This window comes from Streptomyces sp. NPDC050504 (assembly GCF_044458065.1).
In the GTDB taxonomy this organism is placed as follows: Bacteria; Actinomycetota; Actinomycetes; order Streptomycetales; family Streptomycetaceae; genus Streptomyces.
The window spans coordinates 402,524-419,519 of record NZ_JBITHO010000002.1; the positions used below are offsets into that span (position 1 = coordinate 402,524).

Annotated in this window: 15 protein-coding genes; 6 read left to right on the plus strand and 9 right to left on the minus strand. The window is 74.0% G+C overall.

The window, feature by feature from the left end; genetic code table 11:
- The first annotated feature begins 20 nt into the window (after positions 1-20).
- Positions 21-602 (plus strand): hypothetical protein, encoded by a 582-nt coding sequence (locus ACIBNE_RS07615; RefSeq protein ID WP_399270530.1) that lies wholly within the window; start codon positions 21-23, stop codon positions 600-602.
- A 195-nt stretch (positions 603-797) separates the two neighbouring features.
- On the opposite strand, the gene ACIBNE_RS07620 is transcribed toward ACIBNE_RS07615, so the two are convergent.
- A complete protein-coding gene (locus ACIBNE_RS07620; protein ID WP_399270531.1) occupies positions 798-2,192 on the minus strand; it encodes a transcriptional regulator in 1,395 nt (464 codons plus the stop codon).
- 295 nt (positions 2,193-2,487) lie between these two features.
- On the opposite strand from ACIBNE_RS07620, the gene ACIBNE_RS07625 reads away from it, so the two are divergent.
- From ACIBNE_RS07625 to ACIBNE_RS07635, 3 genes are all read left to right on the plus strand, one after another.
- Positions 2,488-3,165, plus strand: coding sequence for a bifunctional DNA primase/polymerase (locus ACIBNE_RS07625; RefSeq protein WP_399270532.1), 678 nt, complete (start codon positions 2,488-2,490; stop codon positions 3,163-3,165).
- A gap of 135 nt (positions 3,166-3,300) precedes the next feature.
- The gene (locus ACIBNE_RS07630; RefSeq protein WP_399270533.1) at positions 3,301-4,188 is read left to right on the plus strand and encodes an ABC transporter ATP-binding protein; all 888 of its coding nucleotides are present in this window, start codon (positions 3,301-3,303) and stop codon (positions 4,186-4,188) included.
- Complete coding sequence (locus ACIBNE_RS07635; RefSeq protein WP_399270534.1) at positions 4,185-5,792, plus strand: transporter; 1,608 nt, start codon at positions 4,185-4,187, stop codon at positions 5,790-5,792. Before ACIBNE_RS07630 ends, ACIBNE_RS07635 begins: the two co-directional genes overlap by 4 nt.
- Before the next feature lie 125 nt (positions 5,793-5,917).
- Here the strand turns inward: ACIBNE_RS07635 and ACIBNE_RS07640 are convergent, their stop codons facing one another.
- Together ACIBNE_RS07640 and ACIBNE_RS07645 are read right to left on the minus strand one after the other, a co-directional pair.
- Positions 5,918-6,787: an alpha/beta fold hydrolase gene (locus ACIBNE_RS07640; RefSeq protein ID WP_399271260.1), complete on the minus strand. Its 870-nt coding sequence runs from the start codon at positions 6,785-6,787 to the stop codon at positions 5,918-5,920.
- Positions 6,788-7,277: 490 nt separating this feature from the next.
- Entirely contained in the window at positions 7,278-7,970 is a 693-nt protein-coding gene (locus ACIBNE_RS07645; protein WP_399270535.1) for a metal-dependent transcriptional regulator, read from the minus strand.
- Between the two features lie 145 nt (positions 7,971-8,115).
- On the opposite strand from ACIBNE_RS07645, the gene ACIBNE_RS07650 reads away from it, so the two are divergent.
- On the plus strand, positions 8,116-8,871 hold the full coding sequence (locus ACIBNE_RS07650) for an SIS domain-containing protein (RefSeq protein ID WP_399270536.1): 756 nt from the start codon (positions 8,116-8,118) through the stop codon (positions 8,869-8,871).
- Between the two features lie 177 nt (positions 8,872-9,048).
- Here ACIBNE_RS07650 and ACIBNE_RS07655 read toward each other — a convergent pair whose 3' ends face one another.
- A complete protein-coding gene (locus ACIBNE_RS07655) occupies positions 9,049-10,401 on the minus strand; it encodes a PAS domain-containing protein (RefSeq protein WP_399270537.1) in 1,353 nt (450 codons plus the stop codon).
- 387 nt (positions 10,402-10,788) lie between these two features.
- Entirely contained in the window at positions 10,789-11,481 is a 693-nt protein-coding gene (gene pdxH / locus ACIBNE_RS07660) for a pyridoxamine 5'-phosphate oxidase (protein WP_399270538.1), read from the minus strand.
- 269 nt (positions 11,482-11,750) lie between these two features.
- On the opposite strand from pdxH, the gene ACIBNE_RS07665 reads away from it, so the two are divergent.
- Positions 11,751-12,854, plus strand: a complete 1,104-nt coding sequence (locus tag ACIBNE_RS07665) for a citrate synthase 2 (protein WP_399270539.1) — start codon at positions 11,751-11,753, stop codon at positions 12,852-12,854.
- Between the two features lie 254 nt (positions 12,855-13,108).
- Here ACIBNE_RS07665 and ACIBNE_RS07670 read toward each other — a convergent pair whose 3' ends face one another.
- The 4 genes from ACIBNE_RS07670 to ACIBNE_RS07685 all read right to left on the minus strand — a co-directional run bounded on the left by ACIBNE_RS07670 (position 13,109) and on the right by ACIBNE_RS07685 (position 16,951).
- A complete protein-coding gene (locus ACIBNE_RS07670) occupies positions 13,109-13,987 on the minus strand; it encodes an ABC transporter substrate-binding protein (RefSeq protein WP_399270540.1) in 879 nt (292 codons plus the stop codon).
- 83 nt (positions 13,988-14,070) lie between these two features.
- A complete protein-coding gene (locus ACIBNE_RS07675; protein ID WP_399270541.1) occupies positions 14,071-14,655 on the minus strand; it encodes a TetR/AcrR family transcriptional regulator in 585 nt (194 codons plus the stop codon).
- A complete protein-coding gene (locus ACIBNE_RS07680) occupies positions 14,643-15,377 on the minus strand; it encodes an enoyl-CoA hydratase family protein (protein WP_399270542.1) in 735 nt (244 codons plus the stop codon). Before ACIBNE_RS07680 ends, ACIBNE_RS07675 begins: the two co-directional genes overlap by 13 nt.
- Positions 15,374-16,951 carry a 4-coumarate--CoA ligase family protein gene (locus ACIBNE_RS07685; RefSeq protein ID WP_399270543.1) on the minus strand — a complete coding sequence of 526 codons (1,578 nt, stop codon included), beginning with the start codon at positions 16,949-16,951 and terminating at the stop codon, positions 15,374-15,376. Before ACIBNE_RS07685 ends, ACIBNE_RS07680 begins: the two co-directional genes overlap by 4 nt.
- Positions 16,952-16,996 lie beyond the last annotated feature (45 nt).

Consider the following 16,996-nt stretch of genomic DNA (forward strand, 5'->3'; position numbering starts at 1 on the left):
GGCAGCGCGGAGGCGCCCCCTTGACCGGGGAACGGCTGTGCGGGGGCGGCACCCTGCCCTTGGAACGGCTGCCCCTGGAACGGCTGCGCGGGGAACGGCTCCTGACCGGGTGTCGACTGCGCACCGGAGTCGGAGTACGGGGGTTGGGCCTGCGCCGGGTACGGGGGCTGCTGGGCCGGGTACGGCGGCTGACCCGGGTACGGCGCGTGGGCCTGGGCAGCGGGGTACGGGGGCTGGGCGGAGTACTGCCCGTAGCCCTGCCCCTGACCCTGCCCCTGACCCTGCCCATGGCCCTGACCCTGCCCATGGCCCTGACCCTGCCCATGGCCCTGACCCTGGCCCGGTCCCTGCGGCGGGAACTGGGCGGTGGGCGCGGGCTGCTCGGGGGGCAGCGGCTGCGCCGGGGGCAGGGGCTGGGCCTGCGTCCGGTGTCCTGGCCCCCAGGGCTGCCCCCACGGCTGGCCGCCCGCTGGACCGGCCGGTCCGTTGCCGGGGGCGTCGGCCTCTGCGGGCAGCACGACACCCTCGTGCGCGGGCCGCGCGGCCGGCAGCCGCTGCTCGTCACCCTGTCCGCTCTGCGTCACCAGGACTCCTACGCGTGAACCTACGAAATGGTCGGTTCACGCTACCGGGTGAGTCTGGGGACGTGCCACGGAGTCAGGCGCAGTAACAGTTACCGCAGGGGAAACGCTGTTTAAGGGGACGCGGGGTGACGCGACGCGTCCCGGGGCACCGTTTCGCCCGCGGCGGGCAAGCCCCCGCCCCGCCCCCAGGAAGCCCGCGCCCCCGGGCCCTTCCTACGCCGCCTGTGTTTCGAGGCGTGCTCCGAACTCCCGTACCGCGGGCTCCTCCCGGTACGGCTCCAGCCTCGCCTGGAAGTCCTCCAGGTACTCCGCCCCCCGGCTCGACCGCACGGTCGTCAGCAGTTCCACCGCCAGCGTCCCGGTGTGGCACGCCAGCTCCACCTCCCGCTGCTGCACCTGCGCGGTCGCCAGCAGGATGAGCCCGATCGCGCGGCGCCGCGCCCGCGACTCGGGGTGCCCCTCCAAGGACTCCTCCGCCGTCCGCGCCGCCGCCTCCGCCTGCCCGAGGTCCCGGTGGCAGTGCGCCAGCTCGTCCGCGAGGTACGCGTGGTCGAAGTGCCGGATCCACACGGGATCGTCGCCCGTCTCCTCCGCCGACGACGGCGTCGCCGCGTCCAGCGCGGTCAGCGCCCGCCCGGCGACCGTCTGGCAGGTCCGCGCGTCCCCGAGCAGCGCGTGCCCCCGCGCCTCCGCCGCGAAGAACATCGCCTCGACGCGCGGCGTGACCCGCCCCCGCGCGCCCTCCTGCGCGGCCCGCGCCAACTGCGCGATCTCGCGCGGATTGCCGAGCTGCGCCGCGAGGTGGCTCATGGACGCGGCCAGTACGTACCCGCCGTACCCCCGGTCCCCCGCCGCCTGGGCCAGGCGCAGCGCCTGGATGTAGTAGCGCTGGGCGAGCCCCGGCTGCCCGGTGTCGACGGCCATGTACCCCGCGAGTTCCGTGAGCCGCGCGACCGCCGCGAAGAGGTCCCGGCCGACCGCCTCCCGGTAGGACCCGGAGAGCAGCCCCGAGACGACGCTGTTCAAGTAGTGCACCACCACGGGCCTGACGTGCCCGCTGCCGAAGCGGTGGTCGAGCTCGACGAGCGCGTGCGTCATCGCCCGTACCGCCTCCACGTCCGAGACGCCGACCCGCGACCCGGCCGCGCGCGCGACCTGCGTGTCAGCCGCCGTGATCAGCCAGTCGCGGCTCGGCTCGACGAGCGCGGACGCGGCGACGGTCGACCCGGAGAGGAAGTCGCGGCGCCCCACGTCGCTGCGCCACAACTCGCAGACCTGCTCGATCGCGCCGAGCACGGTCGGCGAGAACTGGAGGCCGACGCCCGACGCGAGGTTCTTGCCGTTGGCCATGCCGATCTCGTCGATCGTGACCGTGCGGCCCAGCTTGCGCCCCAGCGCCTCGGCGATGATGCCGGGCGCCCTGCCGCGCGGCTGCTGGCCGCGCAGCCAGCGGGCGACGGACGTCTTGTCGTAGCGCAGATCGAGGCCGCGCTCCGCGCCGACCATGTTGACCCGCCTGGCGAGACCGGCGTTGGAGCACCCGGCCTCCTGGATGAGGGCCTGCAACCGTTCGTTCGGCTGGCGGGCTACGAGTGGCCTGGCTGCCATGTTTCCCCCTGAGACCGCAGTGATCGCTACCCTCGATCACTGCCCGGCAGATATGCGAGAAATGCGAAGTAACACAGAAGTGCGCAACTTCGGTCGTTCTGCAACGGATCGGGCCCCTTGGGGGGAGCCCGACGAGAATGAAAGCGGTTCTCGACTCGTGGCTACCCGGCCACCGCTCCCCGTCCCCACGCGCGCCCCCGCCCATGCACCCGTGCGCCCCGGATGCAGGATCGATGCACCGCGACCGGGCGGCGTGCGCCCGTAACCCGAGGTGGTGGCGGTAGTTGAGTTGTTCGTGGAAGAGACCATCTCAGGCACGGAAGCCGTCCAGATCCCCCAGCAGCGCAACGAGCAGTTGCTGGACAGCGCCGTGCGATACGCGGAAGAGCGGCACTGGGACGTGTTCCCCGGGACGTGGCTGGAGGCGACCGACGGCACCGAGCACTGCTCGTGCGGCGACCCCGCCTGTGCCGTGCCGGGGGCGCACGCCGTCAAGCCCGACTGGGCGACCCAGGCGACGGGCAGCGCGACGGTGGCCAGGCGCATGTGGCAGAAGCAGCCCAGGGCCTCGATCCTGCTGCCGACGGGCCGCACCTTCGACGCGATCGACGTGCCCGAGACGGCCGGCTTCCTGGCGCTGGCCCGCATGGAGCGGATGGAGCTGACGCTCGGCCCCGTCACCTGCACCCCGGACCGCAGGATGCTGTTCTTCGTCCTGCCGGGCGGCGCGGTGAAGGTCCCCGACCTCGTGCGCAAGCTGGGCTGGGCGCCGACCGCGATCGACCTGGTGGCGCGCGGCGAGGGCGACTACGTGGCGGCGCCCCCGACCCGCGTCGGCGGGCACGGCGCGGTCCAGTGGGCCCGCCGTCCGACCCCGGCGAACCGCTGGCTGCCGGACGCGGAGGAGCTGATCAGCCCGCTGGCGTACGCGTGCGGGCGCGAGGCGGCGGCGGAGCGGGCGCGCCGGGCGTGACGGTGCCGGGCACGACAGGGCCGGGAGCGACGGGGCCGGGCCGGGCGTGACAGGGCCGGGGCTCGGGCCCACGCTCTAAGGTGTCCCCACCCTCGCCGAACGGGCCTGTGCGGGGACACCGAGAGGCAGTGGGACATGCCGGGTCAGGTCGAGAGCGGTGCGGCGGCGGGCGGAGCGGAGGTCGCTCCGCCCGCCGTTCGCGTCGAGGGGCTGTGGAAGCGCTTCGGGGAGCAGGTGGCCGTCGCGGGCGTCGATCTGACGCTCCCCGCGGGCAGGTTCATCGGCCTGGTCGGGCCGAACGGGGCGGGCAAGACCACGACGCTGTCCATGGTGACCGGGCTGCTCAGACCGGACCGGGGCCGGGTGGAGGTCACCGGGCACGACGTGTGGCGCGATCCGGTCGAGGCGAAGTCCAGGATCGGGGTGCTGCCGGAGGGGCTGCGGCTCTTCGAGCGGCTGTCCGGGCGCGAACTCCTCGGCTACACAGGGCGGTTGCGCGGGCTGCCGGGCGCCGAGGTGGACAGCAGGGCGACCCAGCTCCTGGACGTACTGGACCTGGCGGGCGCCCAGCACAAGCTGGTCGTGGACTACTCGACCGGCATGCGGAAGAAGATCGGGCTCGCGGCGGCGCTGCTGCACAATCCCCAAGTCCTGTTCCTGGACGAGCCGTTCGAGGGCGTGGACCCGGTGTCGGCGCAGACGATCCGGGGCGTCCTGGAGCGGTACACCTCCTCGGGCGCCACCGTCGTCTTCTCCAGCCACGTGATGGAGCTGGTGGAGTCGCTGTGCGACTGGGTCGCGGTGATGACGGCGGGCCGGATCCGCGCGCAGGGCACGCTCGCGGAGGTACGGGGGTCCGCGGCGACCCTCCAGGACGCGTTCCTCGAACTGGTCGGCGCGAACGGGCGCGGGTCGGGGCAGTCGCTCGACTGGCTGGGCGGCGGCGGTACGGGGGCCTGGAAGGGGAAGGGGAACGGGGGCGAAGGCGAAAGCGGGGCCGGGGACGGGGTTGGTGCCCGGTGAACACCGCGGCGCTGGTCCCTCTCTTCGTACGGCTCAAGCTGTCGCTGCTCAGGAACGGGCTGCGGCAGTCGTCCGGGCGCACCGCGGCCTACGTGGCGTCCGCCGTCTTCGCGGTGCTGGTCGCGGCGGGGCAGCTCGTCGGACTCGTCCTGCTGCGGGGCGACGCGCACGCGGCGACGGTGACCGTGCTGCTGACCGGGATCCTGGCGCTGGGGTGGGCGGTGATGCCGCTGTTCTTCCCCGGCGGGGACGAGACGCTGGACCCGGGCAGGCTGGTGATGCTGCCGTTGCGGCCCCGGCCGCTGGTGGGGGCGCTGCTCGCGGCGTCGCTGGTCGGGATCGGGCCGCTGTTCTCGCTCTGTCTGCTGCTCGGTTCGGTGATCGCGGTGGCGCGGGGTGCGGCGGGGGCGGTGCTCGCGGTGGTGGCGGTGCCGCTGGCGCTGCTGGTGTGCGTGGCGCTGGCGCGGGCGGTGGCCACGGCGAACATCCGGCTGCTGACCTCGCGCAGGGGCCGGGACCTGGCGGTGCTGAGCGGGCTGCTGATCGCGGTGGGCGCGCAGGTGGTGAACTTCGGGGTGCAGCGGCTCGGGCAGGCCGGCGGGGTCGCGGCGCTGGACCCGGCGGGCGACGTGCTGCGGTGGGTGCCGCCCGCCTCGGCTATCGGCGCGGTGGACGCGGCGGGGCGGGGCGCGTACGGGGAGGTCGCGGCGCAGCTGGGACTCTCGGTGCTGGCGCTGGTGGCGCTGCTTGGGTTCTGGCGGCACAGCCTGGTGCGGCTGATGACGGAGCCGGACGGCTCCACGGTGGGGGCGGCGGATCCCTCCGGGGCGCGCGAAGGGGCCGTCGGCGGCCGGGCCGCGCTGGCCTCGCTGTTGCCCGAGGGGCGTACGGGGGCGGTGATGCTGCGGTCGCTGCGGTACGTGTGGCGGGATCCCAAGACCAAGATGGCGTGGGCGACTTCGCTGGCGATCGGCTTGATCGTGCCGGTCTTCAACGCGTTGCAGGGCACCGGGTCGATCTATCTGGCGTGCTTCGCCGCGGGGATGCTCGGCACGATGATGTACAACCAGTTCGGCCAGGACACCTCGGCGTTCTGGATGGTCGCGCAGACGATCGCGGGGACGCGGGACGCGTACGAGGAGCTGCGGGCGCGGGCGTACGCGCTGCTGGTGCTGACCGTGCCGTACAGCGTGCTGGTCACGGCGCTGACCGCCGGGCTGATCGGGGACTGGGCGGCGCTGCCCGAGGCGCTGGGGCTCTCGTTCGCGCTGCTGGGCGCGATGCTGGCGACGGGGGCGGTGACGTCGGCGCGGTTCCCGTACTCAATCCCGCAGGACAGCGCGTACAAGAACGTCGCCCCCGGGCAGGCGGGGCTCGCCTGGATGTCGATCGTCGGGGGGATGGTGGCGGCGGGGCTGCTGTGCGCGCCGGTGCTGGCCCTGACGATCTGGCTGCACGTGTCGGGGGCGACGGATCTGCTGTGGCTGCTGTTGCCGGTGGGCGCGCTGTACGGGGCGGGGGTGGCGTGGGGCGGGGTACGGCTGGCCGCGCCGCAGGTCGCGGGGCGGGGGCCGGAGATCCTGGCGGCGGTCAGCAAGGGGTAGCCCGTACGGCCCCGGTGCGATCGGGCCCCGTCAGGGGCGCGGGGAGGCGCGCGGGAGCGGGGCGGCTGCCGCGCGTACCCACCCGGCACGAGGAAACGGCACGAGGAAGCTGCACGAGGAAACCGTCAGGCCCGGGTCCTGGAGGTTTCCTCCAGGAAGGGCTCCACCGCCGCCCGCCAGCTCTCCGGCTGGTCGAGGTGCGCGAGGTGCCCCGCGTCCGCCACCTCCGCGTACCGCCCCCTGGGCAGCACGCGGACCATTTCCTGGGCCTCCGCCCGCCCGAGGTCCCCGTCCAGGCCCCGGAGGACCAGCGCGGGGCACCGGACCTGCGCGAGGTCGTCCCAGTGCGCGTCGTACACCCACGTCTCGCGCGCCGTCAGCATCTGCCGCCGGGAGAACAGCGGGCGCCAGCCGTCCGCGCGCTCGACCATGACCTCCGCGAAGAACGCGCCGCGCGACGGGGAGGGGCGCTCCACCCAGGGGTCGTCCTCGCCGAACCACCTGCGGACGTCGGCGAGGGTCGCGAAGGGGACGGGCCAGGACTTGAACCAGTCCTCCCACTCCCGCTGGGAGGCCACCCCGAGGGCGGACGCGCGCATGTCGCAGATGACGAGGGAGCGGACCAGGTCCGGGCGGCGGGCGGCGAGCTGCCAGGCGGTGAGCGCGCCCATGGAGTGGCCGACGAGGGTGACGGGCGCGAGGTCGAGCTGCTCGATGGCGGCGATCGCGTCGGCGACGTACGCCTCGCGGCCGTAAGGGCCTTCGGGCGGCTTCTCGCTGCGGCCGTGGCCGCGCTGGTCGAGGGCGATCGCGCGGTGCCGCTCGGAGAGCCAGCGGGCGGTCGGGGCCCAGTGCGCCGCGCGGCCCATCAGGCCGTGGAGCAGTAACACCCCCGGGGCGCGCTCGGGGTCGGGGCGCCCCTTGGGCGGGTCCGCGAACTCCCAGGCGGCGAGGCGTACGCCGCCGGTTCCGGTCACGTCGATGCGCCGCACCATGTGTCCTGGCACCCCCTTCTGATCCCTTCGTTCTCCCGAACGGTCAGCCCCGCCACACTATCGAACTCTTATTCGATGACCCCGTTCCCGCGCCCAACACCCCTCGTTCGAGTGACCACGCTCAAGGATTGGCGCTCGCCGCCGAGGGGAGATCTTCTTTCGGGAGGCGGACCGCTCGGGGAAACCGGTCCGAGGGGATGACCTTGAGAGCTCGGGGCTCCAGGTCAGCAAGGGGGAGGACAGGCCCCGGCGCCGCGCGGCGCCGGGGCCCTCCTGCTGTTCGGGGGAACGGCGTCCGGGGGAACCGCTCACGGCGGGCGGGCGCCGGAGCACGTGCCGGTACGACAGGCGCATCCTCGCTCCCTCCACGGCCGCGACGCGCTACGTCATATGCCTCGGCGACAGCCTCGCACGCGATCCGTGCGGCCGCTGCCGTTCCGGCCGGAAATCGTCGGTGTGCGGCCGCGGGGGCCGCACACCGCGGGAAAACTCAGCGCTTCGCGACAAAAACGTGGGACGCGATCTCCGCGTCCAGCTCGGCGGCCTCGCCGCCGCTGCCGACGAGCACCCCGCCGGGGGACTCCGTCACGGACACCACGGAACCGGGCTGCACGCCCGCGCGGCGCAGCGTGTACATCAGCTGGGCGTCGGTCTGGATGGGCTCGCCGATGCGGCGCACCACCACGTTCTTCCCGTCCGGGCCCGCGTCCAGCTCGGCCAGGCTGACCATGCTGTCGTCCAGGAACGGATCGGCCTCGGCCTTCTCGCCCAGCTCCTCCAGGCCCGGGATCGGGTTGCCGTACGGCGACTCCGTCGGGTGCCGCAGCAGCTCCAGGACGCGGCGCTCGACGGCCTCGCTCATCACGTGCTCCCAGCGGCAGGCCTCGGCGTGGACCTGCTCCCACTCCAGGCCGATCACGTCGACGAGCAGGCACTCGGCGAGGCGGTGCTTGCGCATCACGCGGGTCGCCAGGCGGCGGCCCTCGTCGGTCAGCTCCAGGTGCCTGTCCCCCGCGACCTGCACGAGGCCGTCCCGCTCCATGCGCGCGACGGTCTGGCTGACCGTGGGACCGCTCTGGTCCAGCCGCTCGGCGATACGGGCGCGCATGGGGACGACACCTTCCTCTTCGAGCTCAAGGATGGTGCGGAGATACATCTCGGTGGTGTCGATCAGTCCGGACATACGTGCCCCTCGATGGAAATCGTGCGTGCGCTGGCCCTGCACCAATTCTGACGCATACCACCGACAACCGTGCCCGGCCGTGTTGACAGGGCAAAGGTACAGACCGCACCGTGATCCGCGACACGACGGGAAGGAGCCCTCCGGGATGACCGAGAGCAAGCTGTCCGGGCAGTTCTTCGACGCGGCGATCGAGTTGCTGCGGCGTGTACGGGACGAGGAGTCGGGGAACGTCGCCGCCGCGGGCGAGGCCATCGCCGCCACGGTCGCCGACGGGGGACGCCTCTTCGCCTTCGGCGCGGGGCACTCCTCGCTGGCCGCACAGGACGTCGTGTACCGCGCGGGCGGCCTGGCCCTGATGAACCTGCTGGCCGTGCCGGGCGTCGTCGGGGTCGACGTGATGCCCGCGACGCTGGGCTCCGCGCTGGAGCGCGTGGACGGCCTGGCGGGGGCGGTGCTCGACTCCTCGCCCGTGAAGGCCGGGGACGTACTCGTGATCATCTCCCTCTCCGGGCGGAACGCGCTGCCCGTGGAGATGGCGATGAACGCGCGGGCGCTGGGGCTGAAGGTGATCGGGGTCACGTCGGTGGCGTACGCCGCCGAGACGAAGTCCCGGCACGTGTCGGGGACCTTCCTCAAGGACCACTGCGACGTCGTCCTCGACAGCAAGATCGCGGTCGGGGACGCGGAGCTGACGGCGGAGGGCATCGAGGCGCCGTTCGCCCCGGCGTCGACGGTCGTCACCAGCGCGCTGATGCAGGCGATGGTCGCGGCGGCGGCGGAGGCGCTGGTGGCGCGGGGCGTGGAGCCGCCGATGCTGCGGTCGGGGAACGTGGACGGCGGGCACGAGTGGAACGGGCGCGTGATGACGGAGTACGGGGAGCGGATCTTCTACCGGCGGTAGGCGGTAGGGGGTAGGCGGCGGGCCCGGGTGCCCCGGGGGGGGCGGGTGCCCGGGGTGGCGAGCCCGCTCGGGGGTGGGTGGGCACGTTGCGCGTGTGCCCCACCCTCGCGCAGTTCCCCGCGCCCCTGAAGGGGCGCGCCTGTGCGGAACGGCCCCCGGGCCCCGTACGCCCTCCGCTCACGCCCCCGCGAGGTCCAGGCAGGCCGCTACCCGGGCCGCGACGCCCTCCGCGTACATCGTGTCCGTCCGTTCGAACGCCGTTCGCGTCCCGCTCCGCAGGAACGTCACCACTCCCAGCGTCCGCCCCCTGCTCCGCAGCACCGCGCACAGCGCGTGCGCCGCGCCCTCGGGCCACTGGCGTTCGCCCGCCCACCCGTCCGCCCCCGCGCTGGACCGCACCGAGCCCGTGCGGGCCAGTGCCTGGAGGGCCGGGTGCCCGTCCCCGTACCGCACCGGCAGCCGCGCGCCGCCCGTGCCCGAGGGGAGGCAGGGGCCCGGTTCCCCGGACGGCGTCTGGGCGAGCCGCACCAGCCGCTCCTCCGCCCCCGCGCCGGACGGCTCCGCGCAGATGTCGATCAGCGCGTGGTCGGCGAAGCCCGCGAGCGCGAAGTCCAGATGCGTCGTCGCCGCCTCCATCGCGTCCACGCAGTCCGCCGCCGCGCGCTCCGCGCGGTGCAGCTGGTTCGCCCTGAACCGCAGCCTGTCCGCGTCCTGTTCGGCCCTCTTCGCCTCCGTGACGTCCCGGAAGAGCCAGCCCACCCCGAGCGGCACCGGCTCCTCCGCGAGCGGCGAGGCGAGCCGCAGGAAGCCGCTGCGCCAGCAGCGCCGCCGCTCGCCCTCGGCCGTCCGCAGCGTCACCCACTGCTCGGCCGTCGCGGGCGGCGCCCCCTCGGCCAGTACGTGGTGCAGCGCGCCCTCCAGCTCTTCGACGCCCTGCACGACCGTCTCGCCCAGCGGGCGGCCGAGCAGCGTGCTGCGCCCCGCCCCGAAGATCCGCGCCGCGTGCGCGTTGACGACCGTGGGCCGCAGGTCGACGTCGACGAGGACCACGCCCCACGCCGCGTCCTCGAACAGCGCCTCGCTCAGCGCGATCGACCGCTCCAGGTCGATCTGCGCGTGCACCTCGCTGAACGCGCAGTACACCCCGGCGGGCTTGCCGTCCGCGCCCCGCACGCCCGCCGACTGCATCCGGACGAGCACCCGCCCGCCGTCCTTGGTCAGCAGCGCGAACTCGTGCACCTGGCGCCCCTGCGCCTCCATCGCGGCCAGCAGCCGCGCCTCGACGTCCTCGGCGTCGGCCGAGCGCACCGCCCAGTCCGCCAACCCCCGCCGCCCGACGGCCTCTTCGGCGCTCCAGCCCAGGATCCGCTCCGCCTCGCGGTTCCAGTGCGTGACCACCCCGCCCGCGTCGAACGCGCACAGCGCCGCGTCCATCCCGTCCAGCAGTGCGGCGAGCAGCTCGGCGCCCGCCCGCTCGGGCTCGTCGGGGCCCAGCGCACTGGTCGCCCCGCTGCTGCTGGAAGCACTCATCCTGGACCCCCCTGGCAGGACGGATACACGCGTCGGATCATTCAACTCGAACGTGACGCAGCACACACCTGGTTCGACCAAATCGTTGCCCGTCGGAAATTCGGTTGTGGAGCGCCGCGCGGATTCCTAGGGTGTGCCGTACACACGAAAGGAGGTGATCCGGAAAGTGATTTCGTTTCGGATGCGTGAGGTGACCGCGGGCTGACGGCCCGTCGTCGCACTCTGTGTGCAGCCGACGAACCGTCGGCCGAAATTCCCAGCAGTCACCGACCCGCGGGCTCGCCGGCACATCCGGCCGGCTCCCCCTCGTGAGGGCCCTCACGAAAGGGGAACCAGAGCCCGCGGGTTTCTGCGTGCCCGGCCCGATCCGCCCCGCGGGCCCGGGGGTTACGGGCAGAGCCGCTCGACCTGCCAGGTCTGCGCGCCCTCGCCCTTGCGGACGTACTTCAGCCGGTCGTGCAGCCGGTTCTCGTGGCCCTGCCAGAACTCCACCGCGTCGGGCACGACCCGGAAGCCGCCCCACTGCGGCGGCACGGGCACCTGCTCGCCCTCCGGGTAGCGGGCCTCCAACTCCTCGTACCGGCGCAGCAGTTCCTGGCGCGAGCCGACCACGGTCGACTGCTCGCTGGCCCACGCGCCGAGCTGCGAGCCGTGCGGCCGCACCCTGAAGTACGCGGCCGTCTCGTCCCGGCCGACCTTGAACGCCTCGCCGGTCACGATGACCTGACGGGCCATCGCGTGCCACGGGAAGAGCAGGGAGACGTACGGGTTGGCGTGCAGTTCGCGGCCCTTGCGGGAGCCGTAGTTGGTGAAGAAGACGAAGCCCCGCTCGTCGTACCGCTTGAGCAGGACCGTACGGGAGGAGGGGCGGCCGTCCGGGGTCGCGGTGGAGACCACCATGGCGTTCGGCTCCTGGAGGCCGGAGGCGGCGGCCTCCTCGAACCAGAGCGCGAACTGTCGCACGGGGTCGGGCGCGAGCGAGGACTCGGCCAGTTCGGCGGTGCGGTACTGCTCGCGCATGGACGCGGGGTCGGCCGCGGCGGGGTCGGGTGCGGGAACGACAGCGGGGTCTGGGTTCATGTCGGGCACAGGGGCAGTCTGCCGCAGCCCGCCCCCGCGGCCGCCACCAGACCGCCGTGACCGCGCTCCCACCGCACTCGCGCGGCACTGCGTGCCACCTTATTCTCGCTCAAAAGAGGCCGTGTGCCGGATGTCACGCTTCCGCCGCACCCCACGGACCCGCCAGGATCTGATGGCCCGGTTGGTTGGATGACCACAGACCACACGGGGCATCACCATCGGGACCCATCGACTCGACACTCCGTGTCGCTCAGCAGAGGAGCCGCCTGATGTCCGACTTCGACCCCTCCTTCGTACCCGGACTCGAAGGAGTCGTCGCGTTCGAAACGGAGATCGCCGAACCCGACAAGGAGGGCGGCGCCCTCCGCTACCGGGGGGTCGACATCGAGGACCTGGTCGGTCGCGTGTCGTTCGGCAACGTGTGGGGCCTGCTGGTCGACGGGGCGTTCAACCCCGGCCTGCCGCCCGCCGAGCCCTTCCCGATCCCCGTGCACTCCGGGGACATCCGCGTCGACGTGCAGTCCGCGCTGGCGATGCTCGCGCCCGTGTGGGGGCTGCGGCCGCTGCTCGACATCGATGCCGAGCAGGCCCGCGACGACCTCGCGCGGGCCGCCGTGATGGCCCTGTCCTACGTCGCCCAGTCGGCGCGCGGGCAGGGGCTGCCGATGGTGCCCCAGAAGGAGATCGACAAGGCCGAGTCCGTCGTCGAGCGGTTCATGATCCGCTGGCGCGGGGAGCCCGACCCGCGGCACGTGAAGGCCGTCGACGCGTACTGGACGTCGGCCGCCGAGCACGGCATGAACGCGTCGACGTTCACCGCGCGGGTCATCGCGTCCACCGGCGCGGACGTCGCCGCGGCGCTGTCCGGCGCGGTCGGCGCGATGTCCGGGCCGCTGCACGGCGGGGCGCCGTCCCGGGTCCTCGGCATGATCGAGGAGATCGAGCGGAGCGGGGACGCGACGGCGTACGTGAAGCAGGCGCTGGACAAGGGCGAGCGGCTGATGGGCTTCGGGCACCGGGTGTACCGGGCCGAGGACCCCCGCGCGCGGGTCCTGCGGCGGACCGCCCGGGAGCTGGGGGCGCCGCGCTTCGAGGTCGCGGAGGCGCTGGAGAAGGCGGCGCTGGCTGAGCTGCACGCGCGGCGGCCCGATCGGGTGCTCGCCACGAACGTGGAGTTCTGGGCGGCGATCGTGCTGGACTTCGCGGAGGTGCCGGCGCACATGTTCACGTCGATGTTCTCGTGTGCGCGGACGGCGGGGTGGTCGGCGCACATCCTTGAGCAGAAGCGGACGGGGCGGTTGGTGCGGCCGTCCGCGCGGTACGTGGGGCCTCCGGCCCGGGACCCCCGCGAGATCCCGGGGTACGTGGGGTAGGGCGGGCGCCCGGGTGGGGTCCCGGGGCGGTCCCTGGGGTCTCTGGGGGTCCTGGGGTCCCCGGGTGGAGTCCCGCTGCCCGGGGTGGGCCGCCGCCTGCGGCGCTCTCCCCCACCCCGCCCCTTCCCGAAACCCTGCCGGGGGCGGGTGCGGCGGAGGTGGCGAGCCCGCTCGGGGTGGGTGGGCACGTTGCGCGTGTGCCCCACTCCCGCGCAGTTCCCCGCGCCCCTGACGGGGCGCGGGACCCGTACCCCCTACCGCGCCCGAAGGGCCTGGGTCACTCGGGTGAACCATTCCTCGTGGGCCCGCGCGCTCGGGGCGAGCTCCGGGTTCCAGGGGGCCGCCACGGCGCCCACGCCCCCCGGCAGCTCCGACGCGTTCCCCCGCGCGTCCACCAGGAGCAGCGTCGCCCCCAGCGCCCCCGCGGTCGCCCAGTCCGTCGTGAACCAGTTCGCGCCGGGCCCCGCGGGCGGCTCCACCAGCGGTACGCCCAGTTCGAGGAGCGCCGCCAGGTCCGGCCACATCCCCGGGCGCGCCACGTGGACCTCGTCAGGACCGGCGGGGGACAGCGCGAGCACCCGGTGGGCGGAACCGGCCGCCGCCGCCCGCAGGCGGTCCCTGGACGCCTCCAGGGCCCCCGCCGCCACGGCGGACCCCGCCGCGCCCAGCGTCCCCGCCAGCTCCGCGAAGCGCCCCCTGACCGCGTCGAGCGAGCGGCCCCCCACCTCTAGGACCGCCAGCGGCACCTGCTCCTCCAGGCTCTTCGCCGTGCCCGGGTCCAGGCCGTACACCTGGCCGCCGCCGTAGCTGACGGCCACCACGAGCTCGGGCGCGGGCTCGGGCGCCAGCAGGGTCTGCGCGTCCAGCGCGGGGCCGGCGCCCAGCCAGGGGACCTCGCCCAGCGGGAGCGTGCCCGCCTTGGCCGGATCCGCCGCGTCGCCGTCGTGGGCGGAGCCGAAGATCCCGGTGGGGCGGATGCCGTGGTCCCAGAGCGCGGCCGCCGCCTGGATGTAGGCGACCACGCTCCCGGGCGGGCGCGGGGCCACGATCAGGTGGCCCCGGTCGTCGGTGAACTCCCAGCCCGTACCCGCGTCTGCCGCTGCGTCTGCCGCTGTGCCTGCCTCTGCGTCCATGCCCTCAGGCTTCCCCGCCGGAGGCGGGATTTCACGGCACGGGCGGCCGAAAAGCGGTCAACCGAGGTTGATTTACGGCCACTTCAGGACACCGACAGTGCGTCCTCCACCAGCCGCGCCCACTGGGCCACCACCCTCCCCCGCCGCGCCCCGTCGTCGGTGAGGACGTTCGCGAGGCCGAGGCCGCGCGCCATGTCCAGCAGGCCCTGCACGGTCTCCCGCACGCCGGGCACGGACTCGTCCGCGCCCAGGAGTTCCACCGCGATCCGGTGGGTCTCGCGGCCCACCCGGCTCTCCAGTTCCGCCACGCGCGGGCTGAGTTGGGGCTCGTTGGACGCCGCGACCCACAGCTGGAGCGCCGCGCGGAACAGCGGGCCCGTGTACAGGTCCACCAGGGCCGCGACCACCGCCCTCCGGTCCTCGGCCGCCACGGCGCGCAGCGCGGTCGAGCGCTCTTCCGCCACGTACTCCACGGCCGCCGTGAACAGGTCCTCCCTGGTCGGGAAGTGGTGCTGGGCCGCGCCCCGCGAGACGCCCGCGCGCTCCGCCACGACGGAGACGGTGGAGCCCGCCCAGCCGTGTTCGGCCAGGCAGTCCACGGCGGCCTGGAGCAGCCGCTGCCGGGTGGCGCGGCTGCGGTCCTGCTTGGGCGGGGTCACAACACCCATGCGGGGTCCCGCCGTTCGACGAACGCGGCCATTCCTTCGCGGGCCTCGGCGGACGCGAAGAGCGAGGCGGAGCGCTGCACCAGCTCCTCCGCGTCGCGGTCGAAGGCGGCCAGGACCGACCCGGTCAGCAGCCGCTTCGTCTCCGCGAGCCCCTGCGGGGACGCCCGCCGGAACGCGCCGAGCAGCGCCTCGACGGCCCCGTCCACGTCCGCCGCCGCCTCCGTCAGCAGCCCCAGCTCCCTCGCGTCCGCCGCCCCGAACACCTCGCCCGTCAGGTAGTGGCGGGCGGCCGCGCGCGGGGCGAGGCGGGGCAGCAGGGGCAGCGAGATGACGGCGGGCGCCACCCCGATGCGCACCTCCGTGAAGGCGAAGTCCGAGTCCTTCGACGCCACCGCGAGGTCGCACGCGCCGAGCAGCCCGAGGCCGCCCGCCCGTACGTGCCCCGTCACCCGCGCCACGACCGGTTTGGGCAGCTCGACGATGCGGCGCAGCAGCGCCACGAAGGTGTAGGGGCTCGGCGGCGCCTTCAGGTCGGCGCCCGCGCTGAACGTCGACCCGGTGTGGGTCAGCACCACCGCCCGTACGTCGGGCGCCCCGGCGCACCGCTCCAGCGCGTCGGCCAGTTCGGCGACGAGGCCGGCCGAGAGCGCGTTGCGGTTGGCGGGCGAGTCGAGGGTCAGTGTGGTGACGCCCCGGTGGTGCGCGGTCAGGACATGGGTCATGCGGTCGCTCGCTCCCTCAGTTCACGGCGCAGGATCTTGCCCGACGCCGCCCGGGGGACGGCGTCGATGAAGGTGACCCGACGAATCTTCTTGTACGGGGCGACCCGGTCGGCGACGAACGCCACGATCTCTTCCTCGGTGAGGTCGGACGCGGAGGGCTGGCGGACCACGTACGCGACGGGCAGTTCGGTGCCCTCGGCGTCGCACACCCCGATGACGGCGGCGTCGGCGATGCCCTCGTGGGTCAGCAGCAGGGCTTCGAGTTCGGCGGGGGCGACCTGGTAGCCCTTGTACTTGATGAGTTCCTTGACGCGGTCGACGACGAACAGCCAGCCGTCCTCGTCGACCCGGCCGACGTCGCCGGTGTGCAGCCAGCCCGCCGCGTCGATCATCGCGGCGGTCTCGTCGGGGCGGCCGAGGTAGCCCTTCATGACCTGCGGGCCCCTGATGCAGATCTCGCCGGGCTCGCCGGGCGCCACTTCCTTCCCGGCGTCCGCGTCGAGCGGGGCGAGCCGCATCTCGGTGCCGGGCAGGAGCTTGCCGACGGATCCGGGCGGCGGGTCCTGCGCGTCCAGCGGAACGACGTGGGTGGCGGGCGACAGCTCGGTCATGCCGTACGCCTGGCGGACCGGCGGCAGCCCGAGCCGCCGCGAACAGGCGTCCGCGAGCGCGGAGTCGAGCGGGGCGGCGGAGCAGACGATGTACTCCAGCGAGGAGAGGTCGTACCGGGCGACCGTGGGGTGCTTGGCGAGGGCGAGGACGATCGGCGGGGCCACGTACAGGCCGTTGATGCGGTGGGTCTCGATCGCCTTCAGGAACTGGTCGAGGTCGAAGCGCGGCAGCACGACCACCGAGGCGCCCCTGCTGAGCGGGGCGTTCATCAGGGCGGTGAGGCCGTAGATGTGGAAGAACGGGAGGACCGCGAGGATCCGGTCGCCGGGGCCCATCGGCATCACCGGCACGAGCTGGGAGAGGTTGGTGGCGATGGAGCGGTGCGTGAGCATCACGCCCTTGGGGACGCCGGTGGTCCCGGAGGAGTACGGGAGGGCGGCGACGTCCTCGCACGGGTCGATGTCCACGACCGGCTCGGGGGCCTCGGAGCCCGTCATGTCCCGCACCGAGCGGTGTCCTTCCGCCTGGTCGCAGACGAAGATCTCCTCGATCTGCCCCGTCAGCTCCGCGGCTCTGCGGGCCACTTGCAGCAGCGGGGAGACCGTCACGATCCAGCGGGCCGAGGAGTCGCGCAGCTGCTTGGCGAACTCTTCGGCCGTGGCGAGCGGATGGACGGTGGTGACCGAGGCCCCGGCGCGCGTGGCCCCGTAGAAGACCACCGGATAGGCGATGGTGTTGGGGCTGTGCAGGGCCAGTACGTCGCCCTTGCGCACGCCCGCGTCGGCGAGCGCGGCGGCGAAGCGCCGGTGGGAGGCGTCGAGCCGGGCGTAGTCGATCGTGGCGCCGCTGACGCCGTCGATCAGCGCGGGCGCGTCGCCGCGCGCCGACGCACCGCCCAGCACGGCGTCGTGGATGGGGAGTTCTACGGGCTCAACTGCTGCGTACTCACTGCGGAACACCATGGCGATCGCTCCCCTTGGGCGGTGGTCGGAAGGACAGAATCGCTG

Bases quoted from the DNA above. Each gene is read 5' to 3' on its own strand.
- ACIBNE_RS07620 (WP_399270531.1), bottom strand. From the start codon at position 2,192: ATGGCAGCCAGGCCACTCGTAGCCCGCCAGCCGAACGAACGGTTGCAG.
- ACIBNE_RS07630 (WP_399270533.1), top strand. From the start codon at position 3,301: ATGCCGGGTCAGGTCGAGAGCGGTGCGGCGGCGGGCGGAGCGGAGGTC.
- ACIBNE_RS07640 (WP_399271260.1), bottom strand. From the start codon at position 6,787: ATGGTGCGGCGCATCGACGTGACCGGAACCGGCGGCGTACGCCTCGCC.
- ACIBNE_RS07645 (WP_399270535.1), bottom strand. From the start codon at position 7,970: ATGTCCGGACTGATCGACACCACCGAGATGTATCTCCGCACCATCCTT.
- ACIBNE_RS07650 (WP_399270536.1), top strand. From the start codon at position 8,116: ATGACCGAGAGCAAGCTGTCCGGGCAGTTCTTCGACGCGGCGATCGAG.
- ACIBNE_RS07655 (WP_399270537.1), bottom strand. From the start codon at position 10,401: ATGAGTGCTTCCAGCAGCAGCGGGGCGACCAGTGCGCTGGGCCCCGAC.
- pdxH (WP_399270538.1), bottom strand. From the start codon at position 11,481: ATGAACCCAGACCCCGCTGTCGTTCCCGCACCCGACCCCGCCGCGGCC.
- ACIBNE_RS07665 (WP_399270539.1), top strand. From the start codon at position 11,751: ATGTCCGACTTCGACCCCTCCTTCGTACCCGGACTCGAAGGAGTCGTC.
- ACIBNE_RS07670 (WP_399270540.1), bottom strand. From the start codon at position 13,987: ATGGACGCAGAGGCAGGCACAGCGGCAGACGCAGCGGCAGACGCGGGT.
- ACIBNE_RS07675 (WP_399270541.1), bottom strand. From the start codon at position 14,655: ATGGGTGTTGTGACCCCGCCCAAGCAGGACCGCAGCCGCGCCACCCGG.
- ACIBNE_RS07680 (WP_399270542.1), bottom strand. From the start codon at position 15,377: ATGACCCATGTCCTGACCGCGCACCACCGGGGCGTCACCACACTGACC.
- ACIBNE_RS07685 (WP_399270543.1), bottom strand. From the start codon at position 16,951: ATGGTGTTCCGCAGTGAGTACGCAGCAGTTGAGCCCGTAGAACTCCCC.